Source organism: Orbaceae bacterium lpD02 (assembly GCA_036251875.1).
Lineage (GTDB): Bacteria > Pseudomonadota > Gammaproteobacteria > Enterobacterales > Orbaceae > Orbus > Orbus sturtevantii.
In genome coordinates, this window is the sequence record CP133961.1 from 24773 (window position 1) to 50494 (window position 25722).

Consider the following 25722-nt stretch of genomic DNA (forward strand, 5'->3'; position numbering starts at 1 on the left):
GTTCACCTCATAAATCAATTTTAGTAACGGGGGAAATTGTTGCTTCAGGTTGTTTAACTTGAATATCAATTCCGGTTAAATTTGAGCTATCGACATCATAAAAACACTCTGGTCCTTGGTAGTATTCAACATCAAATAACATTAAAAGCTCAGTGATGTGCTCTTCTCCCAATGCATTGCTTTGAATTTGTGATTTAACACTAAGAAACTGCTGAATATTTCGAGTCAGTTCATAACTATTAATTATCGCCTTCTCTATCTGCTCTTTTATTAATTCAGCGTTAAACAAAGACTGAAAATCGCCTGATGTAAAATCATCGATGGTTGATACCCGGGCGAGAACTTGAACGGTCGTTACTGTATTAAACTGTGGAATATTTCGGCCTAATGAATTTTTACTTTCAAGCGGCGTTGTCACTAAAATAACAGGGTAATGTGCATCATAAGTTGCCCAGTCTTTTGGTGAGTAAACCCGGTTCTTTGCTTCTGTATTACCGTGCAAAGCCGTAACAAACATTTCACGAATAGTATTACTGTTCATCGATTAACCTTGTTAAGTAAAAGCTTTTGACCACCTAGGCTATCTGGATGCATTTCACGAACAATAAAAAGCTCTTTAACATCGTCAATAAAGACTTTATCACCTTGAACCGGTAAGCGAACAAAATCACTTTCTCTTATTCCAATAGCCGGTGCAGTTGATACCATTTCGCTGCCATCATCTAGCGTTGTGATATAAGTATAAGCGCGGTCAAAAATAACGTTTATTTTAAATGCGACACCAACTCTTGGTCGATATTCCGCATTTCCACCGAACGTATCATGCAAAGGAGCTAAAAGCTCCTTATCCCAATTTATACTCATAAGGTCACAACACCACGAGAAAACTGCACACCAAAGTCAGCTTCAAGCATACTAATACTCATATTTTGAGTGTACTTTTGACCGTTATAGTAAATGGTATGACCAGGAGCAACTTTTCCTGTTTTAGTCTTTTCTTTCGGCTCATTCTTTTGAATAGACAACACTAGCGTAGAAGGGAAGAGTTCATCATTAACAGTAAAACTAATATTGATTTTTCCGCTTTTTTCAGCTTTAAATGAACAGCAATAGATACCGTCATTATTATCTTTCATGTCTGGAAACATTATTGTTTTTACATCACCAACAAGTACCACTTTCTGACCCGTTAACAACTCACCATCTGCTGTTTTTAACGTTACCCTAATATCACACTCGTCATTTACCGCTAATGATTGTTTATTAGTCGTTATAGTTGATTGCGCTTTATCTGCTAAAATTTCAGAGATATTTAGCTCGGTTGGGACCGTGGTTTCAGAACCATTGACAGAAAAAAGAATGTTTGTTTGACCTGCCTTTTCTGCAGTTAAATCTGCGCAGTAAGTACCATCTTTATTATCGATGACCGATGAAATGGTTACATTTTCATTGTCACAATGATAAATCACGGCGTCGCCACCATGAGTTAATTGTTTGCCTTCACTGTCAAACAACGTAATAGTGGCTATGATTGTGTCACCAACCAAAACGCCACTCGAACTAAGCGATAATACCGACCGGTTAGGATCGACTGCAGGTAATTTAGGTGATTTTGCCATTTTGATTTTTTCCTATAAAAAAAGTACTAATTAAATAACTCTTGCAGCAAACGATGCGTTAACACGAGATGGAATAACCAAAGGAGCCGATTGCATCATCATAAATTCTTGAGCAGGGTCATCTTGCGTCCAAATTTTAGGAGCATAAGCCATTGCGCCATAATTGAATTTTGGATCTATAATGCTACCAAACGCACAAAACCCTTCTAATTGAGGGCCAGACATTAATAACATGCCGTCTTCTAACATCGGTTTTTCTTTATCATCATCAGGATCAACAAACCAGTCGTTATATAACCATAAATTAAACTGCCCCCATTTACCTTTATAAATCCCCCCCACATTGATATTAGTACCAGCATCAACACTATTTGGATAAGAGTTCATGAGTGGATTAACAATCGCAACATCACGAATGTCCTTATCTTTTTTGAATGCTTTCCACGCTGATGGAGTAAAAATAATATCTTGAGCGACAACCCCGGATTTTTGCAGCATCAACGTTGCCCACTCTTCAATATCCTGAGTCGGTTTAGTGTAATCGCCCGATGGATTAATTGACCACGCACTTGTTCCACTAAGGGTTACAGTTAGATCAGGATCTCGTCCAAAATTTATAACAGTTTTTTCGAACCCTTCTCCATTAACCGTAATTGTCCCGGTTGCAAGTGCGCTCGCTGCCATCCATTCTAGTCGGCGCTTAATCATATCGATTTGGTCTGCCATCTCGATTTGAAGGTTAACCGCACGACGCTGCTCAGGGTTTAATTGACCCATTAAAGCTTCACCAGCTTGACGTTTGATCGGTTTTAATAAATTAGGTACACGCTTGTCTTTTATATAAGCTGGTTTAAAGGTCTTTGTTTGGTAGCCAAGTCCTTCAACAACTTTTCCTGCAACTAATGGTGAGCAAAACGGCGCAATTCGGCGTTTGCCTACAATAACATCAATAATAACTTCTTCTGTTTCATGCTCGACTATCGCACCGAAGAAACGGTCAAGTAAAAAACACGGGGAAGTAATTAAGCTCCTAACTAACTTAACAAGCTCTGCTGTTGTATAAATATTCAAAATTTCCATAAAAAATTCACCTGTAAAAAAACCGCTAAAAGCGGCTTGATTGAAATAATAAAAAAATACTAACTATGCGCTAATTGTATCTTTTAAATAGATAGTGGATTTAACCAAAGCTTCAGTTATATCATCAATATTCCAAGAATCATCAATAATAACTGCGCATTTATTAAACTCACCCATTCGATAAATACCACCTTGTTTAGCACCGTCTGTCGTATCAATAACATCAACTAAAATCGCAACAGGAACTTGGCTGCCGTCGGTTGCGCTTTTAATGCAAGGTAAAAACTCCCCTGATTCATTTCTCCCTAAAATAGTACCTCTCAATAAAATTTTTGTTGATTTAGCAATTTGCACGGTACCTGTCACCAATTGAAGTGACCCGGCAATTAAATTATCAGAGACAAATTCATCATGTTGTGCGCCCGGTTGAAATGAGCCATCAGAATATGTTGTCATTATTTTTTCCCCATTAATGTTAAGTATAAATCTTTAGCTTCATTCGTATCATTTACGCCGCTAGCACTTTTTTTGCTATCAGCGCCAACAACGTAGTTGCCAACTTGAGCCATTCGCTCGTCAAGTGACTGGCGTGATGACGTGCTAGATGCTGGCATCGACGCAAGAATACCAACCGCTTCTTTCGCACTTAAATTGGTATTGAAAGCAAGGTGCGCCGCCATGTCAGCTCTACCGGCCGCATGAGGACTTGAGAAAATTTTAGCACAGCGCTGACGCTCTGCTTTTTTACCTTGCTCTTTTTTATCTTCTTCACCGCCGTCGTCGTTATCGTCGTCACCATCTTCAGTATTTGCTTTTTTAACCTTGCCTTTACCGCTGTCTCCGTCTCCGTCGTCGTCACCGTCGTCGTCTTCAGTATTTGCTTTTTTACTGTTGCTTTTACCTTTGTTTTTATCATCACCATCATCAGTATTTTTAGGATTAGTTTTATCCTCTTCATCTTCTGATGCGCTTGTTGCTTTCTTAGCGTTTCCACCAAGTAAATGTCCAAAACTTAACATTAATTTATCTCCTGTAATAATTTTTGAAATGCTTCATTTGGTGATAACACCGCATCAGCAAGACCGATTGATACTCCGTGATGCCCCATGTAACATCCGGCTTGGGTGCTAATAACAACATCACAATTCAAATTGCGATTACGAGCAACAGTACCAACAAAAAGTTGGCCGAGTTCATCAATATCGCTTTGAATATTTTTTTTAGCTTGCTCGCCTAGTTTCTCGTAAGGGTTACCATCCGCTTTGCGATCACCAAAATTAATAATCGTGACGTTAAGCCCATCTTTATTGATCCGCTCTGAATAATCACAATGAAGCGTAATTACACCAATCGAGCCGACTCCGCCCGAACGGGGAACAGTAATTTTATCTGCAGCACTGGCAATTGCATAAGCCGCAGAAAAAGCATTCTCTGAAAGTATGCTCCATACTGGTTTTGTTCCTTTATATGAGTAGATACAATCAACCAAATCAAAACACCCTGCCACCTCTCCGCCGGGTGAATCGATATCTAGGCAAATCGCTTTAACGTCTGAATCATGCATGGCATTTAAAAAATTAATACGAATGCCATCGTAGCCCGTCATGCCGCTATAAGGCTCAAGCGTTCCAAGCTTCTGGACTAAAGTCCCATAAATGGGAATAATCGCTACTCCTTTAATCACTTCATACGGTTTTTTACTGGACCGTGGATCTTCCTCATCGTGTTCATCATAATCAAAACTAATAGCCTGATGATTAAGTTGACCAATATTAAATCGCTCACTGAGCGAAGATAAAATCACTTCGGCTTTTTTGGGGTGTATAGCGAGTGGAACGTTAAGTACCCTTTGTGACAGTATGTGAATCATCTTGTTTTTCATCATCTTTCCCAATATTAATTCCCATTATATGAGGAGGGGTTAATCCTCTTGATTCGAATGCTTCTTTTTCTAGCTGAATCTGGTCAAGTAATTCCAAATAATCCTCACCCACATTTTCAGCAACTTCAATTTCAAGCGTTGAGAGACCGTTTTGCATACCAAGAATGGCGCCTTGTTTTTCCTTAACCGGATCAACCCAGCCTTTCCCCGGCCCCATCCATTGTGCACGAGAATAAGCATTACGATTATGAGCAAAATGCGGTGCTCCATTAGGTAATGGCAACAGACCGTTCTCGTGAAGTTCTTCAACAAAAGCAGATAATATCGGCTGGGCAAATCCTGTGGCGAAATCAGACCGTCGTCTTGATAAGGTTTTCCATACTTCAATTAGCGCTGCTCGTGCTGAAGAATAATTAACATCTGACCAGTCTTGCGAAAGCTGCTGAGATGATAAACCCATTGCGGATGCGCAATTTCTTAAAACTGTACTTTCAAAATCACGAAAATTACTCACCGGCCGAGCCGCATTAACTGATGTAATTTTCTCACCCGGAAACAAAATTGGCATCTTAGCGCCGCTGCTTAAAGATATGCGCCGATCATTATGAAATTCCGCTCGCTCTTTTTGATAAGTGCTAATTTCCCCCATGGCCTCTTCAACTAATGTTTGGTCATAAGGCGATTCAATGTACGCACTAAATACCGCATTTAAAATTGATGATTCAAGTTCGCTCTGGTCATACTTTGTCAGCATTTTCATTCGCTGCAAAATAGGCGTAAAAATTCCCGTTCCTCGATGCTGATCCGTTCTATCCATATCAAAATCATGAATAATGATTGGACGACCCCATTTTGTTTCACGCGGAATTCGCTGCCATGACATCGCATCAGGCATTGAAAACCAATCGCTTTCATGAGCTTTTCGAATGTGATATGCAACGTGAGCACCATCATTATTTATCTCAACACCACCCCGGTATTTTTCGTTATCAAACATATTATCTGGATTACTCAAACGATCGGGATCGATAATTTGAATTGCTGTCGCATAATAGGCATCATGGTCATTAATTTTATCTAATCGATAATGAAGTAACGCAATACCATCGCCATCGATTAGCTTATGTCTAAATGCTAATCTAAAAATTTGCGGTAATGTCAGCTTACGCTGAACATCACAAAAACGCCGAGTATCAAGTGCCCAGCGTCGATAATGAGCCTCAATCGTTTTTTTATACTCATCAGCCCATTGAATATCAAATCCTTTAATCCCCGTTAATAGCCTTAGTGAACGATAATCAGGTTTTAGAATTGGTCTAAATGTCGCACCGACCGTATTATCTAAAATTCGAGTAATACCGCCACTCGCCCACCCGTCATTGCGAACTAAATCTTTAATTCGAGCAGAAATAACACTTCGACTATTGTTAATCTCTAAATCAGGTGAAAGCGAATAAGGCCGCCAGTTAGCCATCTGATCACTATGACGGTCAGCCGCATCATAAGGCGTACCGGACCCAACTAAAGCCATTGTTTTTTTGGGCTGGAAAGGTTGGCCATTTACATCTAAAATTTGCACTGTCATAATTAATACCTAAATCGCAATGGCCGCCGAGTGGTAGGAACGATACCGAGTTCGGCTTGTAACAATTTTATCCAAGCGAATAAATCCGTTGAATTTGCTTGTTGATAAGAAACAGAACGATTGCCATCGCCGAGTGAATAAGAAAGTGACACTGTTTTTTTGCCCGTCATTAATTGCGCATAAGCAGACTGTGCTTCGCTTAGCATTTTTTTTAATTCTTCTTTTGTTAACCCGACTAAAATGCTTGTACTTAAAGTTACCATATATCCTCTTATGCAAGTTTTTTGTGGCGGCTTACTTTTTCCACAGGTTGTTCTTCAATAACTACGCCCGGATAGCGATAGTCAACTTTATTACTTTCATTATTTGAAGCTGGAACAAGATCAAATTGATTGTCTTTAATTTTTTGAGCTAAATTATTTAATTTAAGCCCGAACTGGAATAACCCACATAGCGCTGCATAGGCATAAACACGACAATCCAGTGCTTCATTTGCTCTTCCCGGACGAAGTTCCCAAACACGAAATTTTTGACCGTTCGCACTTTTAACGATTAAACTTTCAGATAAAAGCTGAGCAAAATAATTAAGGTCACGATCAACAGGAAAATGCATATATCCCGGCGAATCTTCATCTAATTTTGGTGGAGTTAAGTGTAATCGATTACGAACAACATCTTTTGCCGCATTTACACCCAATATTATCGGTTTAAACGTCGATTTATTCCGACTGGTTGGACGCTTAGTTGGCCAAACGGGAGAACGAGCACCACCACGAGCAGACTCGCCTTTCGTTGCAAAAATACGACGTCCAAGCCGATCCTTACAAAACTCATACACCTTTTGTGTATGATGACCGCCTGAGTCCATGCATGTGGCCATAATATTAAAACCACGCCCATCAGCCCGACGCCAGATTTGTTTCAAATAAGCATCAAGCCTATCCCACGGTTCGTTTGTTTCAAGGTCACCTTCGATAACGTCATAAGCTATTGACCAGGACTCTTCATTTTTACCCCAACCGACAATCTCAATTTCAAACCGCCCATCTTGCGTATCGACGCCGGCCGTAATCACCGCTACATTATCAGGAACCTCAGCCGCATATACTTCACACCGCTCTGCTAGTGACTTTTCGTTAAGTGATTTCTCGCCTTTATCTTCATACGTTTCACCAAGAACAAGGTTAATAAATGTTTGTCGTTCAAGCGGATTGTTTTTTACTTCTAACCATTCTTTGACTAAATTCGGCCAAGATGCGTTAGGAAATAAGCTGTAAGCAGCCCAAATATGAAAACCACGATGGCCATTAAAAGGCCTATCTGACGTTGGCCTCCACTCACAATGCTCTACCATAGATGGTAGTGAATAGTGCTTAATAACGCATCCGTTATGCCGGCAGGCATAGAAAGTCGTCTCTGGTAAGCCATGGCCATTTTCATCTTTATCCCATTTAATTCCGTAAGGTGTATTCTCATCCCCCCATTCGAGTATTTGGTATTCACCACAGTGGGGGCAAGGAACAAAACATTTACACTGATCGCTTTTTAGGTATTCGTTTTTTATTCGACTAATACCTTCGACTGTTGGTGTTGACCCTTTAATTATTTTTCTATTCCAAAATGTTTCTGTTCGCTTTGTGCCTAGTGCAATCTGATCACCCTCAACGCCGGCACCCCCAACAGGGTAAGCGTCGATTTCATCAAATAAGGCAAGCCTTACTGTAATTCGACGAAAACCGCCGGGAGAATTAGCACCAACTAATGACAAGTTAGCGCCATTGCTAAACGTTTTTTTAAGGATTGTTTGATTGCTCGTCTTGGCTTTTAAGTCACCAGTGATAGCGGCTAATACCGGCGTATCACGTAACATAGGCGTAATTTCAGTTTTACTATAATCTTCGGCATCTTCAACGCGTGGCTGAACAACAAGCATTGGAGATGGGTCATGATGGATATGATAACCAATCACATGATCCAGAATTTTAGTATAGCCAACACGAGCCGACTTCATCACTGTAACTTCAACAACGGCAGGATCAGTTACGGCATCCATAATGCCGTCTTGATATTTAAATGATGTAAATCGGCCCGTTTGTGCACTCGTTTCTTTCGATAGAACAGCGTACTTATTAGCCCATTCGCTAAGTGCTAATTGTTCCGGTGGTTTAACCTCTTGTCTTGCTGCGATTAATCCGTTTTTAAAACTATCAAACGCTGACTGGTCAATTTGAATTTCGCTCACTTCGCTCATCAAGACTCAGCTCCTTCATCACCTCACTAATGATATCTTGCAATTTTTCAACAAACTCCTGATCTGTGCATGTTGTTGCCATTATTTTTAATCGAGGTCCTTGCTCTGGTGCAATGGATATTAATCGTGTTCGCATTCTCGAATATTCATTTTTAACTGCATCGAGCATTTCGCTAAATGGAAGAAGGCGCCCTATTTTCGTCTCATATTCGACTTTGGATAAAAGTGCTAGGTAGTTTTCTTTCATTCGCCGAGCTTCATCAAAAGTCAAATTGACGCCAGAAGATTCAGTTAACTTTTCAATGAGATCATCGTCAATATTGTTACCTTCGTTGTTACCTTTTAACTTGTTACCTTGCTTTGTCTTTTTTAGGTATTGGGTAACATTTTCATCCGATTTTTCAACGTCAATTTCTTTACCATTAAAAACTAAAATACCCCTGTTTTTCCAAACGGTTATCGTCTTTCTTGATACTCCTTGATGCCTTGCATAATCTGCTTGATTCATGTTACCTGTTACCCAAATTTTGAAAATTAATATCTAGCCGCGAATCGCGGTGCGCAATCCCCGTGATACAAAAAAGTGCTGGGAAGGACCCAAGCCCCACTTTTTATAGATTATTTGGCTGTTCTGATTGCTTCACGAATGGAAGACTCTAAATTGGTAGGAAATAATGTGCTAATCATCTTCTCAGCTCTATCCATATAACCTAGTATAGGTTTAACCTCCAGCGGATCCTCAAAGCTTATTAAAAGTTTTGGATGCGGTTGTTTTTGTCGATCAACTCTCAAGCCATTAGGTGAACGAGCAGAACGGCCTTTTTTCTTTTTACTCTTCCGAGGCTTTACTCTCTGCCAAACACCAGATATACCACCGACCTCACCAACAAAAGTATCCTTTCGATTAGTAAGCTGCTTCATTTTAGTACGAGGTAAGTTACCATATTTATTTAAAGTTACATTAATTGGAGCGAGCACAGCTTTACTATTGAGCTTATGTTCACCACCAAATTCGAACGGTTTTAAATACTCAGCGGCAATATCTCTTACAAATACTTTCGCAAATAAATTATCTTTTCTAGCAGCAATAGAACCAACTGAATTAACCGTAAATGGTGTCGGTCGATCAAGTTTTCTTATTAATGCTTTTTTTTGGGCCTGTTCAATGCTCCTAGCTGTTTTAGTTAACGCTAGAGCGGTTGCATAAGGTATTTGATTTTGTATTCGTTGAAGCTTACTAGATAACTCTAATAAATCAGACACAATAAACATCTCTCACTGATATAAAAACGGTCACTGCTAATAGCTTCACAACTACGCTACCGTTAAATTTAAAATGATTATTTTAATTTTGAATCATAATTTTTAAACCCAGTTTATAAGCAATTGCATATTCAGCAGATGCCCCAGCGCTGGCTTTCCAACCATTTAATAAATAAATAGCGTCAGCACAACGAATCATCGCCATACAAATGTCCATATATTCGCTTTCGCTTAAACCTTTAGGAAGCTTAGATGGGTTTAAAATAACATTTCCAGAAACTTGATTTAGTTTTTCTTCAGCAACAGTAAATGCTTCCCTATTACCATTTTTATAACCTGATATAGGGCCAGCTATATAAATCTTCATTTTTATCCTTAAATGGGACAATGGCCCATACATTAATATTGATTTATAAATACTATTTACATATTTATTCAAAATATAGTAATTATAAAAATGCACACTAATTAATCAGGTCTTAATTTGCTTGATAAATATAAGACTAGGATTTTTGATACATGATTTATCAACAGATTTTGTGGACTAAATTACTAATTTATTTCGATATCAGGGATAATAACAGATGGTTTAAAAATAACTTTATAATGGTAAATACTAGTTTGATGTCCATCAATTTGTTCAATGAAAAATGTAACATTATCAGACAATCCTAATAAATGTTTTTTATATTCATTCTTTCCAACTTTACATATAATTCCAAGTGTTTTGTCTGTGCTTGTGTTATCTTTTGAGCACAGACCTTCAATTGTAAGCATGTAATCATTAGTGATACCATTATAAAATACGATCCTTCTTTGTATTTCAAAATTGTCAGCGGCTGTGCTAAGGTTCCTAGATGCAACATCGGCGTCATTACAAGCACTTAATAGAATAGTTATTAAAATTAGTATTAAATATCTCATATTATTTCCCATTATTTAAAGACAAAAAAACCGCACAAGGCGGCTATAAAACAACACAGGGCACTAATATTTTATCGAATAACAAATACGATCAATTAATTAAACATACATCATGAACATACTTTTGCAATCCAATAATCATTTTATCTTTTGTTATTATGTCGTCTCTGAGTAAATGATAATTTTGTCGAGCTTCTCCAGAGAGTTCGCAGGTTTTTTCATCATCCACGCTGGAGGGGGTGGCCTTATCGATGTTGAACTGCAACCGGCCAAGGCCGTTAATAACATTGCTATAAAGCTTATTGTTTTCAGTTTTTGCATCACTCAATTCCTGTGTTAATTTATTATTAATCCCGTCTAATTCTACTGATAATTTTTTATATTGGTTAAAATCTGATTTGATTTTAGAAAGCTCATTTTTAAGACGGCTTAATTCTATATAAGTATTTTTTATATCAATCACACCTAGTAGTAAAATGAATACAGAAATAACAGAAATTATTGTGATTACTTTATATTTTGTTGTCATAATTCAAAATCCTAAAATATATAGAAACAAGAACAAATCAAAACAAATAATTTTCACTAAAATTATTGCTTAAATTTTGAATCATAAGTGAGGCATAATTTTTCCTCTTTCTTACGACGAATAATTAGTCCATCTAATACTTTCCCATTTGCCTTGTTCCAGCGAGGTAATTCTTGACATGCTTTTCGATAGTTACCGGAGTTAAGGTAACTATACATCGTTGATACCCTCATTTTAGAACACCCAACATTAAAGGTAATTGATACAGTAGCATCAAATACTGGCTGAGGAAGATGAAAGCCATTAACAAATCTGTTAACGCAATCCTCTGCAATTTTAATATCATTAACCCAGCGCAGGGCAATTTCATCATCAGAGTATTTGCGTTTATCTATTTTACCCGTTGTTGATCCAATGCCGATAGTTAGAATATTAGCAGGACAATAATAAGGCTCGTTCATACAAGCCTCGGCATTACCTATAATTTCCAGTCCCTCTTTACTGGTTCTAATTTCATCTGAGTAATCACTGACAACGATGCCGATGATTGCTGCGACACTACAAATCGCACTCGTTGTTATTTTTGTTATACCTTTCATAACTTTTTATCTTCGCTTGAGTTTCTAATTCACCACGTTTATCTGCCCGACGCTCATAATGCCATTTAAGATACAACCCAATCAAAGGTGCCGTTATTGCAATGAATGCCGCCCATTCGGATAAGCTTAAATTGGTTACATTACTTATTAAAGCGCTAAAAAGCCCTATGAACCATGCTGTAATTGGCCCTTTTGTTTCCATATTATTTATCTTCATAGTTATGCCCTCTTGGGCTGTTTTTTTTTGCAAAGCCAAAAGAAAAATCCTAACTAGTGACTTCATTTAAAATTATTATGCATAAAAACTCTTTGTTGACAGGAAGCTCAATTACATTACACCAAGATAGGTTTAGTATTTTTCTTTCAATTCTCTTTCTGTTTGCATAAACCGTGCCTCTTCTAATTCGACTCCAATAGAAATTCGGTCCAATAGTAAAGACTGTTTAATAGTAACGCCTGAACCCATAAAAAAGTCGGCCACAACCTGTCCCGGTCGGGATGATGAATTAATAATATTCTTAATCATTTCTGCTGGTTTTTCGCACGGATGCTTACCTTTGTAATAGGTTACCGGAGGATAAGTCCATACATCTGTATAAGGAACATCACTTGTCACGTAAAAAGGCCTGCGTAAATTATTATATTCCTTTTTTAATTCATCAAATTCCAATGAAAGTTCGCTATATTCCTTTCTTAATGTTCCATACTGTAATGAAATATCTGAATATTGACGATCTAATAAATTACCTTGTTCTTTTTGATTAAAAAGTTTCTGTAGTGCCTTGTATTGAATTTCATTTGGCAAAACCCACTGGCTATAGCTAAACCAATGTGAACACATTTGAGTACCAGTTGCTTGATTTATTTCTGCTGCACTAATACCTAGTGATTCTCTGGCTGTTTTAAAGTACTCAATTAGAGGTGAAAAAACTTGACCTTTTAGCTCTTGACACTTAGAACCATACCCAACTAAACCCTTCGCAAAACCATCCGCATCATAATGTTCTGCAAATAAAATGCGTTCTGTAGATGGAAAGAAAGCTCTTAAATCTTCTTTATGCTGTCTTAGCCAAGGCCCATTTGGCTTTGCCCATACAATATGGCTTAAAACTTTAAACCGTTGCCTCATCAAAATTTCAGTGTCAGATGCTAATTTTGAACCACAAAAAACATATAATGACCCTGATGGTTTTAATAAACGATAGAACTCTGCAAAACAATCATCTAACCAACCTAAAAAAGCTGCTTCGTTGTCCCATTGATTATCCCATTTATCTTTTTTAACTTTAAAATAAGGGGGATCTGTCAAAATTAAGTCTATACAGTTATCTGGTAACGTTTTCATATACGCTAATGAATCAGCGTTAACTAATGTAGAATTTTTATATTTAATTTCATTGAACATTCTAAGTATTTTCTATATTATTTACTCGCTGTCTAGACGGCGAATGGGTTTTAGATGAACCATGAAGTTAATAGCATGGGGATTTGATTTAAGCGTGTTGCATCACGCTTAAATCACCCATTTTCATGCATAAAAAAACCACCTAATAAGGTGGTTGTTTTTTTTAGACACAAAAAAACCGCGTAATGCGGTTTAATGGCAATATATATATTTATGGAATAAATTTACCGAAAAAGTTCACGTTTAGCAATCACTTTTTAAAATTATTTTTCCCATTACGATTTTCAATACCTCAAAAAATAATTTTTAACATAAAAACCTTTATTGGGACCATGGTATCAATTAATTATTTTACTGGTTTAAAAAGCTTTTGTTTATATTGTATGCTATACACATTTGCTCTGCATCGTTCATCGCATCATGTAAAGCATTATGCTTTATCATTTCAAAACAAGGTTGGTTTTTTTCAATATAACCTTTAGTTCCCCCTGTCAATGCATCAATATAAGTCCTAATGTCTCGCACTTGATAATATTTCCAAGGCGTTTGTAAATTATATTCGTCTAGAGCATTTTTTAGTATTACAGGATCAAAATCAGTACCACGAAAATAAAATTTAATATCTTTGTTTTCTTTTTTCCAATACTCGGTTTTACTATTCAACTCCATAAGAACTGTTTCTAAATGATATTTTTTGCATTTAAAAATAAAACTATTTTTAACCAAATCAGGTTGAGAACGCCACCAATTTAGAGTTCCCATACTAACAGTTCTCTTCCCTAGCATAATCTGGTTCGTAATATCGCATACCATATGAAAACAAGGGGTTTCATCTTCTTGTGAATCAATCGATATTTTGATTTTTTTTCTAGTTTCATCTAAATTAAATCTATCAAAGGCAAACGCACCAATAGACAGAATAACCGCTGTTGGATCTATATCCAATGTTTCTATATCTATAATTATTGTATTAATTGACATTAATTAATCCTTTGTTGCTTTATATGTTGTTAAACTAACTTTATTCATTTGAGCGTGCTCATATTCGGTTATAAAATTTGAATATGCACCTTTATTTGTTAATTGTGATAAAAGCCAATTATCATTAATATCAGTTTCAACTGGACTGGCCAGCCAGAACTGAGTTAATCGATGTAAAGGGTTTGATTGTTCCCATAATTCTTTTTGGAACTCTGTCAGATAATCAGCTAACTCAGATGTAAAATATTCTTGAGCAGTGATGAATGTTTCTGTTTTTAAATACTCTTTTTTAAATTGATCCCGGCATATTACCCCTGCCATAATTTGCCATTTGTAACGAACTCCATTTAGTAAATGAGCATCAGCCTTTTTAGGTTTGTACTCTCTATTTCTCCTATAAACAAACACTCCGATAGCTGTTATATCTAAAATTTTGTAATACTTAGATCGTTCTTTAGAAATAATCTGAAACTTTAAAGTCGGGTTATACTTTTTATTACGCTTCTTAGTCATTCTTAATTAGCTCATTAAATTTAATAGGATCATTGTTATTTTTTTATGCATTAAATAACTCCATTTTGGGACCATGGTCTCAATTACAAAATAAATTCAAATTCAATAATATATTATTCATATATTTTCCAATTAATATCATCTTTGAAGTATAGAAGTAACTATCATCATAATCTGTATATTCTTCTTGCCCATCAATCAAGTCATAATTAAAATTTTTAAATATGAATATCCCATTATTACTCGGACAAAAGGCAAATGAAGCTAATTTTTGGCAATCATTTTTATCTTGAATGTTAACTAAACTCATATCTATAGATCTAACTGATAAACCCATTAAAATGTTTAAAAAATGAGGATCATTTTTATGCATTCCATCTATTTTAACTTTGACACTATTCTTGTCATTCGCAGATATAAGTGGGTAATCATCAATAAATAACTCTGCAGGTAAATCTTTGCCATTAAAACAAAGGTGATTAATTATTTTATCGCCAATTAAATTGCTTCCAATTTTATGACAAACTAATTTACCGATTAATTTTCGCAATAAATTTAATGCTTCTTCTGCAACATTAGTGGTAGCCGCTGAAACATAAATATAATTAGTATAATTATCAATTAGAATATAAATCTCTTTAGAAGTGATTGGCGCAAAACGTAAGCATTCTGCTTCAACTTGATACTTATAAATATCAGCTACATGTTTGCTTATTTCATTTGTTTTATTCTCTTCTTTTATTTTATCTAGACGCTCTTCAAGTTTTGAATCAATTGTTGATTTTTTAATAGATTTATGAGAAAAAATGACTTTTAATAAAATTCTATTATCGGTTTCAATAATATAATTATCTTTAACAATATGACTAAATCCACAAGCATAAGATTGCGAATCCTCTATTTTATTGAATAATAATTTTTTTTCGGTCTTTAATGCTTTAGATATAACGGAAAAATCATTATCATCAGGGGAAAATTTATATGGGATTAGATTTTTAAACATTCTTAACTCTTTTTATTATTTAATGGGACCATGGTCTCATTTAAATTAACTGCACTACCTGTTTGTTTGTTATAACTTGTAATCCAGCAATTTTTAATGTGTGAGTCACCAAAACGATTAGAAGTAAACCAACTAGCTATTACTGCTTGCTTATTAAAATCTGGAAGTGTTTTAAAGCCACAAGCAGGGCAAAATATTAAGTAAGTATTTTCTTTTCTGTTATAAAGCAATTTAGGATGTGTTTTGTTTGTTTTTAAAACCTCATAGCACAAGCAAAAAAGCAAATTATTTGCAATGGTTGCGTTCGACATTAATTAAGGCCTCTTTATCTAAATTAAAACAAATACCTAATAATAATAACCATTTATCATTAAAATATTGGCTCCATGAATTTTTCGATTTTCCTGATAATAAAGCCAAATATGATGAACTATAAAGTTTTTTATTATAGTGGACTTCATAAACTGAGCTTTGAACTGCTAACCAAACAAGCGCCTCTAATATTTTTTTATTTTTGGATTTTATATTAATGCTATTTTTTTTTATTTCTTTTTCAAATTCATGCCAAACATGCTGACATATAATTATTTGTGATGAATAATCTAATAATTCGCCATAGCAATACTTAATCCATGCTTGCTGAAATGTTGGAAGTTCTCTAATAGCTCTAGACCAAGAAAGGTGATTAAAATTAATTTCGGATATTAATGTAGTGCTTCCTTTGTATCTGAATGTTTCACTTACTCGGATTGTTTCTGCATCTATCAGTATTTTTTTACTACCAAAATCTACAATTCTTTTTGGTTTTAGAAAATGCTTTGGATTACTTAAATTAACATCAGATTTACTCAGTTTATCGGTAGAATTTGAAGAATAAAAATTATGGTAAACACAAAAAATTCTTTTTCGCACAAATTCGGTATTCAACATACGGTCTGGAACACTAACTATTTTCATTATTTTTTTCCTTATTGACCGTATAATCGGATTTGACAAGCCCGCCAGTTTTAACTTCTAATTCATACTGCCTATCTATAGGAACATAATCTCCCCATAAACTAACTGCTGAACGATTAATATTCAAAATCGAACTTATATTTTTTTTTGTTTTAAAAATTTTTAGCAATTCATCTGTTTTCATGATTAGTAAAGTAATATTTTTAGTTTAGTTTACTAATCATTTTTATTGTAGTCAATATAATTAATTGTTTAGTTAACTAAACCGTTATGATAATGTATAGAGTTAAGCGTATATAACTATAAAGAGTTTTATTATGAATGAACGAGGACTTAGGCTAAAAAAAAGAAGAGAGGAACTTGGTTTGACAACTAGGGATCTTTGCAAAATGGTTAATGTAACTCAATCAACTATTTCGAACATAGAGGCACAAGGCTCTATGCCGAAATTAGAGCTAGCATATAATTTAGCAAAAGCTCTTGGAAAAAGTACTGACTGGATACTAACAGGTGTAGATGACCATTCGAATGAAATGAAAATTCCTATAACTGGTGATACAAAAAATGGCTCTAAAGCTGTTTTAAACCCTATATTGGGTCCTGATGTTTTAGAGTTTGTCAATTTTTCAGTTGATTCTACAAAATTTTATGCTTTAAAGGTTGTTGACGATTCGCTTAGCCCAAGAGTGCTTGAGGGGGAAGTAATTATTATTGACCCAATGGCAGAACCTCAAACTGGTGAGGACGTTGTAATTAAAATGAAGGATGGCTGTTTTATGATAAAAACATTATCTTCAATTAGAAATGAAAAGGTTTTTTTAGATTCGACTAAACATTTACATCAACGAGTGGTACAAGATCTTAATGATATAGAGTCAATGCATTTAATAATTGGAACAGCTAGATCAACATTCATAAAAAATATTTAAAAAAAAGATCAATTGATTAGTTTTGTAATCAAGGGTATCATTATGGCGTATTTTATTTTTATAAATAATAAATAGGGTTTTGTATTGTAATTATTTTATCAAAAAAGATTTAGACAATAAAAAACCTCGGCTGTGGCGGCCGAGGTCGTTATTGGGAGTAGCAACAAAACATTAGAATCCCACAAAGTGATTCTATTATATTTGCTACTCAGGAATCTTGCAACCTTTTTTTAGGAAAAAGATTAATGAGTTTATTAGATTTTTATAAAGAAAAATTTGATAGCGATCCATATAAAATTATGGATTATGCATACCACGAAATAGCTAACCTCGCAGCCTTCGCTGGAATAGATTGGCCTGCAATTGCAGATAAAATAGTACTATCTCAAACTAAAGGTCACTCAGAGCGATTCTCATCATATAGCAAAGCTCCCAAAGCGTTAGAAAAGAAATTAAAAGGAAGGGTGGAAGTTTATTCTCGCGTAGAAACATCAAGAGACGGAATAGAATACCCTTTTATAAACTTTGTACAAAAAGGATCTGATGCTGGATCGTGGTCGGGATTACAGTTTCTTTTTAATGAATATAATTATTGTAAAAATAATGAGACCACGGTCTCAAGTAATAAAAATAATAACCAGTTAGCAAAAATAAGAGCTGAAAGAGAAGAACGTTTAAGATTAGCTAAATTAGATGAACTAAAAAAATCAGAAGAAAATAAGAAAAAATATGAAGTTTTTTTAAAAGCTTTCAACTCTGCATCTGCTGAGGATGGTTCTTTTAATTATGTTGTAAAAAAACAAATATCGGCTATATTTAATAATTGCAATATTAAATCTTTTTCTGAGTGGGACCATGGTCCCAAATTGATGGCTATTCCATTATCAAAAATTAATTCACCCAAAATATCAGGATGGCAACGTATATATGATGATGGAAGGAAAACGCTGACAACAGCAATAACCGCTGGGGATTATATTGGTGCTTGTCATGTTGTAGGCAGTTTAAGAAGTGCTAAAAAAATAGTATTGGCAGAAGGTTTTGCTACTGCAGCAACTGCATATTTAGCCGCTAATGGTAAGTTTGATGCTGCGATAATGTGTATTTCGGCTAACAATCTATTGCATGTTGTAGACCAGATTGTAGAGCTATATCCTTGGATTGAAATTGTAGTCGCATTAGATAATGACTACTTAAAAGCAAAAAAAGGAAAAGGAAATACTGGTATTAAATACGGTTTTGAAATACTTAAAAAGCATCCAAAAGTAAAATGTATTTATCCTCGTTTCGAAGAATTTATTGATGAAGATGATTGTTCAGATTTTAATGATATTTGGATTAAAAAAGGCAAAAGAGAAACATCAAAACAAATTTTTTCTAATAATAATAAATTAAGCATTCAAGGTGATTACTTTAAAACTGAATTAAAAATTCTATCTGTAACCCCTACTGAAAACAAAAAAGCATTTATAAAACAATTATATGCGTGTTGTGATGCTGGCATGAAAAAATGTCCTGTTGATTACTCTCCTAAAGAATTAATAAAAGTAATTAATGGCTATTTAAATCACTTAAAAGTTCTTAAAATCTATGAAGGAACCGTTAGAAGCAGAATAGGAAAGCAATTTTTGAAGGCTAAAATAAAAGCACAGGCGCCTCGATCATTTAGTACAAAAATTACCGACCCTACTTTAAGACCTGATAACATAACTTATACTAGATATAATACTCCTTTCATTAATGAAAAAATATTAAATCATATAAAATCATTAAACGGACCAGTCATAGTCCGTGCAGGAATGGGATCAGGTAAATCAAAATTTCTTTTAAAACCGTTAATGAACTCAAGTCAAAGTGGTATTTCTTTAGCACATAGAGTTAGTTTAACTTCAAGCCTTTATGACATGATGACAGATGGGCAAAGAAGTAAATCAGATATTTTTAATTATCAAGAGCAAGGTATTAATGATATAGCATCAGGTGTTCAAAAATTAATTTTGTGCATTAATAGTATTATAAAAGGTTCATGGACCCCATTGGTCCGTGAACATGGTTTCCTTGGTTTCGATGAAGCTACTCAAGGATTAAGAGCTATTTGTACAAGCAGGGTTGTTCAATATCCTGTTGACGTATTTAATCGTTTAATTTTAGCGATTGCTTCATCACGAGAGCATTCAGTTCTAGTAGATGCTGATGCTAATGATACATTGATAGAGTTGTGTGAAATGGCAATAAAAAAACGAGAAGAAATAGGCCTAGAACCATGGACACAAATTCATGTAATTGAATTACCTGTCGATGTGTCATACACAGACAAAAATGGGAATAAAAAACAAAGAGAAGTCTTTTATACTGATAGTGATAGGGTTTTTTCAGAAATATTAGAATCTGCTAAAAATAATGAAACTTTTTTAGTTGCAACTGATAACAAGAATAAAGCTGATCAACTTCTTAATGAATTGAAAACAAATCACCCTTCTAAAAAATTTCTTTATGTAAGCCAAGATACTACGCCGACTCCGGAAGTTATGGAATTCACTGACTCACCAAGTAAAACTGCAAAAAAATATGATGGGTTAATTTATAGCCCGGCTATATCATCAGGTGTATCTATTGAGGTTGAACACTTTAAAAAACATTATGGAATATTTAGTGGTGTTGTTGTTCCATCTGATGCTATTCAAATGTTAAGACGAGATAGGACTGCGGTCGAGTTTATGATTGGGTTTGATAAAATTTCGGGCCAACATTCAGAAACTGCTGAAAATATAAGAAAAGGGTTTATTCAAGCAATGATAGCAACTGGTGAAATTAACCAGGAATACTGCGATGCTATATTTGAAAATGATAAATTATCTTTAGGTCTAGCAGATACTCCATTTACTAAAATGAAAATGAAAATAATGGAAATGGAAGCCTCCTCAAGGTCAAATTTTTCAAATAATCTTATTTATATTTTAGATGCCGATGGATATAAAGTGCACCATTTAGCTAGTAATGAAGAAAAAAGCACTCTCGGTAAAAATATAAGGAAAGATGCAAAAAAACGAGTACAAGAAATAGAGCTAATGCGTTATTTAGAAGCTCAAACACCTGATGACAAAACAAGAACAAAACTTTTAGAAAAAAGAACTCTAACTGAAGAAGAGAAAGCCATGATAACTCGATACGAAATTGAGCATGAACTTGGCTTAGATGTTAATGAAGAATCTATTGATTTTTGGCTATCAGGTGGAAAAAATAAAATAAAAATGGTTGAGATTCGTGATATGTCTCATGATGAAGCTGCATCTATAGATAAAGAAGAGCAAGAATTTATGTTTATTTATAAATATAAGTTAAATGGGATATCTGACTACATGGTCGTAAATTCTCTCTCTCAAGACGCAGCAGATAAAATATTTAAAAAAGCACACCCGTTTGTTGATTCATTAAGCGTACAATCTAAACCCGTTGTTGATATACTTTCTAGAACGTTTGCATCATTACATAGGAAATTATTAAGAAGATACTTTGATGATTGCGGAATAAATATAAAAACTGGTGAAGGTGACGTTACTACTGAAGCAATGCAAAAAGCAATGGATAATCTAATAGATATTGAGCGTTTAGAAATGTTTAATAATGTTATCCGTTTTGGGGGCTACACAGGCACCAAAAACAAGCCAAAACGAGCTGATACCGTTTTTAAGGCTATTTGTAAGTCACATGGGTATAAAATAAATAAAAGAAGACTTCCGCGTTCTCAGGGCCGTGGCTATGTATGGTTTATAGACTCTGAATCATGGCAGTTTATATCATCAATTACTGATAACCGCAAAAAAATGAATAAATCGACTAGTGCTAAAAATAACCAAAACTTAAAAACTGAGCACGAAGTGATCCCTGATTTAATATCTATATATAATAATAAAAACAAAATCGAGGATCAAAAGGATCTTAAGTGGGCTAACATCTTATCAGCCGCATTAGAAGACTTACCAATAAGCAAAGACTGGGTAGAAGAGGTGTTAACTGATGTAGAGAGGGACTTCTTTATTGATGATGACCTCCCTGTTTGGGCGCTTACTAATACCATTATAGGTATATACATGAGCGAGTTCTTAGGGGATATATCTCAAGACCACTTAGAAATTTTTAAAAATCGTATGAGAGCGGCTTAATTTTTATAGTTTAAAATATTACTTTTTATGGCAAATACAGATAATAATAAAATTGAAATGATATATACTTAGAAAAGTAACTATTTACTATCTAATGAAAGTTAAAATTTTAATTTTTCAAATACACTATTAAAAATAATAATAAAGTATAAGGAAGTAAAAAAATGCCAAGACGAATAGCGGTAATTGGAGATAAAACAACAACAGGCGGGAAAATTATAAGCGCCTCTGGGAGTGCATTTGATGGTACTAGTGGGGTTGCGTTACAGGGCGATTTAGCATATTGCCCTAAATGTAAAAGCACAGGAAAAATAATCGAAGGGGCGACAACCTTTGTCATTGATGGCAAGCCTGCGGCTTATACCGGCTGCATCATAGCTTGCAAATGTTCTCCGATAGGAATTAATAAAATTATTGCAACCAAAAGCGATATGTATGTTAATGAACCGACTAGCTATAGTACGACAAATACAAGAACCTCATCAAACATAACGCCACAAACCAATACAGTAAATAATATCACCTCATTTAACAAACAAACACATACCGCATTTGGTACAACTTCATTACAAGAAAATAGGACATCTGAAAATGATAAGGATTTAATCCGTATTGATGCCCGTCGTTTGTTAAAATGCGCTGATGAATTATGTGAAAAGCATTTATACCATGATGGTATTAAGCAAGGATTTAAGCAAGAAGTTAAAAATTTAGCTAATGATATTGTCTATCAAGTTGATACTGGTGCTATGACTTATGAAGAAGGTTATCAAATTATTAAGGATGAGGAAAATAGCCTTTGGGAACAAGCTTTTAATTGGAGCAAAAATGGTTTGTCAGTACTTGGTGGCGTAGGTATGACTATAACGGGTATTGGGCTATGCATGACTGGCTGGGGTTGTCTTATAGGTGCGCCTTTAATGGTTCATGGTATAAATGGCGCGTATGAAGGTGGTGGTGGCATTTATAATGGAATAGCTAACGCTTTTGATGGTGGAGATAGAAGCTTAGAAGTCGATGGTCTTTTAAGAGAAGGCTATAAAAAAACTGCGGAGGTATTAGGTTTTAATTCTTCGGTAGGAAACCTGGTCTATGATTTAGTTGATTTTGGTATTTCAGTTAAAGGGAAACTTAAATTAGTTCCTAAAATGAATACAGTATTGAGAGTTAATGAATTTAATCCCTACAATAAATCAAAAACACTTAAACTCTGGCGTTATGGTAGGCAGGATCTAGAAAAAACCTATTTACAAATGAAAAAAATACTACTGACGATGGAGGTGTATGGAGATACATTGTCTTTAATTGATATTTATCGTGACTTAAAAAAGGCTTTTATACTGGATACTAATACAAAACAGGTGAGTATGGTTGTCAGTGAGCCAGAAAAAATAAGTAACTTAAAAGAGATTATTGAAAATTGCTCTTTAGTTATAACTATAACTGGCGATTATGATGATGTACCTGCATATTATTCATGTGAAAGAATTGATGGTAGCAAATACAAAGAAGATTTATCTGGAAACGTGCTAGATGGAGATAAAAATTAATGACCTTTTTTATATATACTAGCTTTTATTGTCTGGTCATAATTGGTTTTTTTATTAGATATCGTTTTTCTCGGCTCATAGCTAAGGGTTATCAAAATAATAAAATATTAAATAGAAAAAGACGATTAGTTATTTTTTATTATTACATTATATTATTTTATAGTGCTTATATTTTTGTATTAGCTAAAGATGGTGATTTAACTAATAGGGTTCTAGCCATCCCCATATTCCCTATTGCAATCTTATATATTTTTTTATTAAGTTTTATAGAATCACCTTATAAGTAAAAAATTTAACCTTTTTTAAGCGGTGAAAATAGATGTACACCCTGATTAATTATTTAATTATTATAAAAATGGGACCGTGGTCCCTATTTTTATTTTTCAGCCCAAGCTTTATTTATAGCGTCTCCCATATTATCGGCTTTTCCAGTCCAAACACACGGAACACCTTTGTAAACGAACTGCACTAGCCACTCCTTTGTTACCAGTTGCATAGCAGTGAACTGCGGTGGTTCTTCTTCAGCTAGTGCTATTTTTATATTTTTTTCAACTTCATTTTCACCTTCTTCAAGTTCAACATTATTTTCATTATAAGTAATATGATCATTGATATTATCTATATCGTCATTTATTATAATTTTGTTGCTTTCATCCTCTTTCCTTACAAACCTACCATTATCTTTTTTAATATCTAGTGCATCTGCTACAAATTCCATATAACGTGCAACAACCGTCGATTTGACTGTTAAAGCTTTTCTTATACTATAAGTCGTTATATTGGCATAAGGATTTATTGAAATCTGCTCTTTAACCCAGTCATGTATTTTAATAGCTGAATTTTGACGAGCAAGACCACTCATATCATCATCGAGTTTTTTTAATGCTTCAAGCCTAGTGTTTTCACCAATAGTTATATCTAAATTAGGGTTAAAATCTTCTAGCTTAAATTGTTTATAGTGAAGCTGTGTTTCTTCATCATCATGCCCTAGTATTTCAGAGAAGAAAACATCTTCATCAACATTTTTCCAACGCTTATCTCTATTGAAATATTGCTCATAAACTATTCGAGCATAAATAGCACGAGTATCTTTAAAAACTCTATTTTTATCATTAAAAAATGTTTTAGCAAAAGAATTTAAAGGATCTTGAAAAACAGAGTTGATCTTCATGTTATCTGTTTTAGTTAAGTGATCAGGATTTTTATTTATTATTTCGTATATATCACTCAATGCTTGAGAGTTTCTAAGAGTCTCTATTTTTTTTATAAATAGTCGACTATCAACTAAACTATAAATTTCTCTTTCAACACTTTCATTTTCTGAACGCTTTTTAGCTTGACCAGTAAAAGATATTTTATATTTAGATATTCTTTTTATTTCACCAGTATGCAATATCTCAATCATTCTTCGGCCTGATGCTGCAGCAAGTGCAAAACATAAAGGAGCAATACTTGCTCTAGTAAAACCATTAAAAGCTTCATCGGGTAGGTTTATTATTTTTGTTATTTCATTTATATAAGCAGGGTAATTAATTAGAATAGTATTACGTTTTTTCTGCCTTAGTTTCTCATCTGTTTTCATCTTAATTGCTGACTTTTCAGTTGCATCGAGTGTTAAGTGATACATTATTTCATGGTTTACTTTTACTCTATCAAGGTCATTCAATAATTTTTTTGCTGTTTCAGATTCATTAATAATAGTGTTGTTCTCTATTGAATTAGCCCATACTGGATATGTTTTTTTTAGAACTGTATTCTTAGTGTTTTGCTTGTATTTTTCTATTAAGACCATACAGTCTTTTAGATTTTTTTTTAATTCTATAATTTCAACTCTAATAGTAGCAGCATCCTTGTTGTGCCAACTGTTAAAAATAGGATTATAAGAAGGGTAATTAATAGCTAATTTATCTATTTCTTTAAAGAAAGAATGATGTAAACGATCATCAAATAATTTTCTTGCTCTTGATAAGTAACTAGCAAAAGTTTTTAAACTTATTCTTTTCTCAAGGCTTTTCCCTCTATATTTTCTCTTATCATTAAACAAAGCATTTTTAAACTTACTAGCTAAAGCTTTATATTTTGAAGTTTTCAAAGCTTGGCTAATATTTGAATTTTCAACGCTATCAACATCTGCTAGAAGCTGGCTAGATAATCTATTGAAGTCTATTTTTCTTGGCCCTGATCCACCATCATAATTAGGCTTATATAAAGCAGTACGAATAGACTCATCTTCAACTTTCAAATTTTCTTTTAAATCACTCATAACAACCTCAACTTTAAATTTAAAGGTAACATAAATATAAGTAAAGGTACCATAAAAATAAAATAATAACAACAAAAGGGCACATAATTAATTAATTATATTTTTTTTAAATAAAAAAAATTAAAGGGTTCATAAGTAAGAAATGAAAATAAAATAGAACGATTATAAATATAAATATGTACCCTTTATTTCATTAAATATGAACCCTATTAAGTACCACATCAAC

At 34.2% G+C, this 25722-nt stretch carries 28 protein-coding genes; 3 read left to right on the forward strand and 25 right to left on the reverse strand.

Annotated features, from left to right (window positions below; genetic code table 11):
- Positions 1 to 7: 7 nt before the first annotated feature.
- The 24 genes from RHO12_12685 to RHO12_12800 all read right to left on the reverse strand — a co-directional run bounded on the left by RHO12_12685 (position 8) and on the right by RHO12_12800 (position 16775).
- Positions 8 to 541, reverse strand: a complete 534-nt coding sequence (locus RHO12_12685) for a hypothetical protein (GenBank protein WVD67450.1) — start codon at positions 539 to 541, stop codon at positions 8 to 10.
- Positions 538 to 864, reverse strand: coding sequence for a hypothetical protein (locus RHO12_12690; protein ID WVD67451.1), 327 nt, complete (start codon positions 862 to 864; stop codon positions 538 to 540). The genes RHO12_12685 and RHO12_12690 overlap by 4 nt, the downstream gene beginning before the upstream one ends.
- The gene (locus RHO12_12695; protein WVD67452.1) at positions 861 to 1619 is read right to left on the reverse strand and encodes an invasin domain 3-containing protein; all 759 of its coding nucleotides are present in this window, start codon (positions 1617 to 1619) and stop codon (positions 861 to 863) included. Before RHO12_12695 ends, RHO12_12690 begins: the two co-directional genes overlap by 4 nt.
- 30 nt (positions 1620 to 1649) lie before the next feature.
- Complete coding sequence (locus RHO12_12700; protein ID WVD67477.1) at positions 1650 to 2693, reverse strand: major capsid protein; 1044 nt, start codon at positions 2691 to 2693, stop codon at positions 1650 to 1652.
- A gap of 69 nt (positions 2694 to 2762) precedes the next feature.
- Positions 2763 to 3155, reverse strand: a complete 393-nt coding sequence (locus tag RHO12_12705) for a head decoration protein (protein ID WVD67453.1) — start codon at positions 3153 to 3155, stop codon at positions 2763 to 2765.
- Positions 3155 to 3718, reverse strand: coding sequence for a hypothetical protein (locus RHO12_12710; protein ID WVD67454.1), 564 nt, complete (start codon positions 3716 to 3718; stop codon positions 3155 to 3157). Before RHO12_12710 ends, RHO12_12705 begins: the two co-directional genes overlap by 1 nt.
- On the reverse strand, positions 3718 to 4581 hold the full coding sequence (locus RHO12_12715) for a S49 family peptidase (protein ID WVD67455.1): 864 nt from the start codon (positions 4579 to 4581) through the stop codon (positions 3718 to 3720). The genes RHO12_12710 and RHO12_12715 overlap by 1 nt, the downstream gene beginning before the upstream one ends.
- The gene (locus RHO12_12720) at positions 4538 to 6166 is read right to left on the reverse strand and encodes a phage portal protein (protein ID WVD67456.1); all 1629 of its coding nucleotides are present in this window, start codon (positions 6164 to 6166) and stop codon (positions 4538 to 4540) included. Before RHO12_12720 ends, RHO12_12715 begins: the two co-directional genes overlap by 44 nt.
- A gap of 2 nt (positions 6167 to 6168) precedes the next feature.
- Positions 6169 to 6429, reverse strand: a complete 261-nt coding sequence (gpW, locus tag RHO12_12725) for a gpW family head-tail joining protein (GenBank protein ID WVD67457.1) — start codon at positions 6427 to 6429, stop codon at positions 6169 to 6171.
- 8 nt (positions 6430 to 6437) lie between these two features.
- A complete protein-coding gene (locus RHO12_12730) occupies positions 6438 to 8417 on the reverse strand; it encodes a phage terminase large subunit family protein (protein ID WVD67458.1) in 1980 nt (659 codons plus the stop codon).
- Positions 8389 to 8925: a hypothetical protein gene (locus tag RHO12_12735; protein ID WVD67459.1), complete on the reverse strand. Its 537-nt coding sequence runs from the start codon at positions 8923 to 8925 to the stop codon at positions 8389 to 8391. The genes RHO12_12730 and RHO12_12735 overlap by 29 nt, the downstream gene beginning before the upstream one ends.
- A gap of 110 nt (positions 8926 to 9035) precedes the next feature.
- Complete coding sequence (locus tag RHO12_12740; protein WVD67460.1) at positions 9036 to 9680, reverse strand: hypothetical protein; 645 nt, start codon at positions 9678 to 9680, stop codon at positions 9036 to 9038.
- Between the two features lie 82 nt (positions 9681 to 9762).
- Positions 9763 to 10047, reverse strand: a complete 285-nt coding sequence (locus tag RHO12_12745; GenBank protein WVD67461.1) for a DUF4406 domain-containing protein — start codon at positions 10045 to 10047, stop codon at positions 9763 to 9765.
- Between the two features lie 185 nt (positions 10048 to 10232).
- Complete coding sequence (locus tag RHO12_12750; GenBank protein ID WVD67462.1) at positions 10233 to 10604, reverse strand: hypothetical protein; 372 nt, start codon at positions 10602 to 10604, stop codon at positions 10233 to 10235.
- Positions 10605 to 10695: 91 nt separating this feature from the next.
- A complete protein-coding gene (locus tag RHO12_12755; protein WVD67463.1) occupies positions 10696 to 11133 on the reverse strand; it encodes a lysis system i-spanin subunit Rz in 438 nt (145 codons plus the stop codon).
- Positions 11134 to 11195: 62 nt separating this feature from the next.
- Positions 11196 to 11732, reverse strand: a complete 537-nt coding sequence (locus RHO12_12760; protein ID WVD67464.1) for a lysozyme — start codon at positions 11730 to 11732, stop codon at positions 11196 to 11198.
- Positions 11692 to 11988 (reverse strand): hypothetical protein, encoded by a 297-nt coding sequence (locus RHO12_12765; GenBank protein ID WVD67465.1) that lies wholly within the window; start codon positions 11986 to 11988, stop codon positions 11692 to 11694. The genes RHO12_12760 and RHO12_12765 overlap by 41 nt, the downstream gene beginning before the upstream one ends.
- A 93-nt stretch (positions 11989 to 12081) precedes the next feature.
- Positions 12082 to 13137, reverse strand: a complete 1056-nt coding sequence (locus RHO12_12770; protein WVD67466.1) for a site-specific DNA-methyltransferase — start codon at positions 13135 to 13137, stop codon at positions 12082 to 12084.
- A gap of 351 nt (positions 13138 to 13488) precedes the next feature.
- The gene (locus RHO12_12775) at positions 13489 to 14118 is read right to left on the reverse strand and encodes a 3'-5' exonuclease (GenBank protein ID WVD67467.1); all 630 of its coding nucleotides are present in this window, start codon (positions 14116 to 14118) and stop codon (positions 13489 to 13491) included.
- A gap of 3 nt (positions 14119 to 14121) precedes the next feature.
- Positions 14122 to 14631: a hypothetical protein gene (locus RHO12_12780; GenBank protein WVD67468.1), complete on the reverse strand. Its 510-nt coding sequence runs from the start codon at positions 14629 to 14631 to the stop codon at positions 14122 to 14124.
- Between the two features lie 79 nt (positions 14632 to 14710).
- A complete protein-coding gene (gene rdgC / locus RHO12_12785) occupies positions 14711 to 15634 on the reverse strand; it encodes a recombination-associated protein RdgC (GenBank protein WVD67469.1) in 924 nt (307 codons plus the stop codon).
- Positions 15635 to 15636: 2 nt separating this feature from the next.
- A complete protein-coding gene (locus RHO12_12790; protein WVD67470.1) occupies positions 15637 to 15945 on the reverse strand; it encodes a hypothetical protein in 309 nt (102 codons plus the stop codon).
- Entirely contained in the window at positions 15920 to 16591 is a 672-nt protein-coding gene (locus RHO12_12795; protein WVD67471.1) for a bacteriophage antitermination protein Q, read from the reverse strand. Before RHO12_12795 ends, RHO12_12790 begins: the two co-directional genes overlap by 26 nt.
- Entirely contained in the window at positions 16578 to 16775 is a 198-nt protein-coding gene (locus RHO12_12800) for a Cro/CI family transcriptional regulator (protein ID WVD67472.1), read from the reverse strand. The genes RHO12_12795 and RHO12_12800 overlap by 14 nt, the downstream gene beginning before the upstream one ends.
- Positions 16776 to 16908: 133 nt before the next feature.
- Between RHO12_12800 and RHO12_12805 the strand changes: the two genes are divergently transcribed.
- The 3 genes from RHO12_12805 to RHO12_12815 all read left to right on the forward strand — a co-directional run bounded on the left by RHO12_12805 (position 16909) and on the right by RHO12_12815 (position 23233).
- Entirely contained in the window at positions 16909 to 17520 is a 612-nt protein-coding gene (locus RHO12_12805) for a LexA family transcriptional regulator (GenBank protein WVD67473.1), read from the forward strand.
- 245 nt (positions 17521 to 17765) lie between these two features.
- Entirely contained in the window at positions 17766 to 21683 is a 3918-nt protein-coding gene (locus RHO12_12810) for a plasmid replication protein, CyRepA1 family (GenBank protein ID WVD67474.1), read from the forward strand.
- A 164-nt stretch (positions 21684 to 21847) separates the two neighbouring features.
- On the forward strand, positions 21848 to 23233 hold the full coding sequence (locus tag RHO12_12815) for a PAAR domain-containing protein (GenBank protein ID WVD67475.1): 1386 nt from the start codon (positions 21848 to 21850) through the stop codon (positions 23231 to 23233).
- Between the two features lie 376 nt (positions 23234 to 23609).
- Here RHO12_12815 and RHO12_12820 read toward each other — a convergent pair whose 3' ends face one another.
- Positions 23610 to 25496: a protelomerase family protein gene (locus RHO12_12820; protein ID WVD67476.1), complete on the reverse strand. Its 1887-nt coding sequence runs from the start codon at positions 25494 to 25496 to the stop codon at positions 23610 to 23612.
- Positions 25497 to 25722: the final 226 nt, after the last annotated feature.

What these genes read in the sequence shown, in the direction of transcription:
- RHO12_12790 (WVD67470.1), bottom strand. Translation starts at nt 15,945, where the DNA reads ATGTCGAACGCAACCATTGCAAATAATTTGCTTTTTTGCTTGTGCTAT.
- RHO12_12750 (WVD67462.1), bottom strand. Translation starts at nt 10,604, where the DNA reads ATGAGATATTTAATACTAATTTTAATAACTATTCTATTAAGTGCTTGT.
- RHO12_12720 (WVD67456.1), bottom strand. Translation starts at nt 6,166, where the DNA reads ATGACAGTGCAAATTTTAGATGTAAATGGCCAACCTTTCCAGCCCAAA.
- RHO12_12710 (WVD67454.1), bottom strand. Translation starts at nt 3,718, where the DNA reads ATGTTAAGTTTTGGACATTTACTTGGTGGAAACGCTAAGAAAGCAACA.
- RHO12_12745 (WVD67461.1), bottom strand. Translation starts at nt 10,047, where the DNA reads ATGAAGATTTATATAGCTGGCCCTATATCAGGTTATAAAAATGGTAAT.
- RHO12_12695 (WVD67452.1), bottom strand. Translation starts at nt 1,619, where the DNA reads ATGGCAAAATCACCTAAATTACCTGCAGTCGATCCTAACCGGTCGGTA.
- RHO12_12800 (WVD67472.1), bottom strand. Translation starts at nt 16,775, where the DNA reads ATGAAAACAGATGAATTGCTAAAAATTTTTAAAACAAAAAAAAATATA.
- RHO12_12775 (WVD67467.1), bottom strand. Translation starts at nt 14,118, where the DNA reads ATGTCAATTAATACAATAATTATAGATATAGAAACATTGGATATAGAT.
- RHO12_12770 (WVD67466.1), bottom strand. Translation starts at nt 13,137, where the DNA reads ATGTTCAATGAAATTAAATATAAAAATTCTACATTAGTTAACGCTGAT.
- rdgC (WVD67469.1), bottom strand. Translation starts at nt 15,634, where the DNA reads ATGTTTAAAAATCTAATCCCATATAAATTTTCCCCTGATGATAATGAT.
- RHO12_12730 (WVD67458.1), bottom strand. Translation starts at nt 8,417, where the DNA reads ATGAGCGAAGTGAGCGAAATTCAAATTGACCAGTCAGCGTTTGATAGT.
- RHO12_12755 (WVD67463.1), bottom strand. Translation starts at nt 11,133, where the DNA reads ATGACAACAAAATATAAAGTAATCACAATAATTTCTGTTATTTCTGTA.
- RHO12_12735 (WVD67459.1), bottom strand. Translation starts at nt 8,925, where the DNA reads ATGAATCAAGCAGATTATGCAAGGCATCAAGGAGTATCAAGAAAGACG.
- RHO12_12690 (WVD67451.1), bottom strand. Translation starts at nt 864, where the DNA reads ATGAGTATAAATTGGGATAAGGAGCTTTTAGCTCCTTTGCATGATACG.
- RHO12_12685 (WVD67450.1), bottom strand. Translation starts at nt 541, where the DNA reads ATGAACAGTAATACTATTCGTGAAATGTTTGTTACGGCTTTGCACGGT.
- RHO12_12780 (WVD67468.1), bottom strand. Translation starts at nt 14,631, where the DNA reads ATGACTAAGAAGCGTAATAAAAAGTATAACCCGACTTTAAAGTTTCAG.
- RHO12_12705 (WVD67453.1), bottom strand. Translation starts at nt 3,155, where the DNA reads ATGACAACATATTCTGATGGCTCATTTCAACCGGGCGCACAACATGAT.
- RHO12_12715 (WVD67455.1), bottom strand. Translation starts at nt 4,581, where the DNA reads ATGAAAAACAAGATGATTCACATACTGTCACAAAGGGTACTTAACGTT.
- RHO12_12820 (WVD67476.1), bottom strand. Translation starts at nt 25,496, where the DNA reads ATGAGTGATTTAAAAGAAAATTTGAAAGTTGAAGATGAGTCTATTCGT.
- RHO12_12815 (WVD67475.1), top strand. Translation starts at nt 21,848, where the DNA reads ATGCCAAGACGAATAGCGGTAATTGGAGATAAAACAACAACAGGCGGG.
- RHO12_12760 (WVD67464.1), bottom strand. Translation starts at nt 11,732, where the DNA reads ATGAAAGGTATAACAAAAATAACAACGAGTGCGATTTGTAGTGTCGCA.
- gpW (WVD67457.1), bottom strand. Translation starts at nt 6,429, where the DNA reads ATGGTAACTTTAAGTACAAGCATTTTAGTCGGGTTAACAAAAGAAGAA.
- RHO12_12795 (WVD67471.1), bottom strand. Translation starts at nt 16,591, where the DNA reads ATGAAAATAGTTAGTGTTCCAGACCGTATGTTGAATACCGAATTTGTG.
- RHO12_12810 (WVD67474.1), top strand. Translation starts at nt 17,766, where the DNA reads ATGAGTTTATTAGATTTTTATAAAGAAAAATTTGATAGCGATCCATAT.
- RHO12_12805 (WVD67473.1), top strand. Translation starts at nt 16,909, where the DNA reads ATGAATGAACGAGGACTTAGGCTAAAAAAAAGAAGAGAGGAACTTGGT.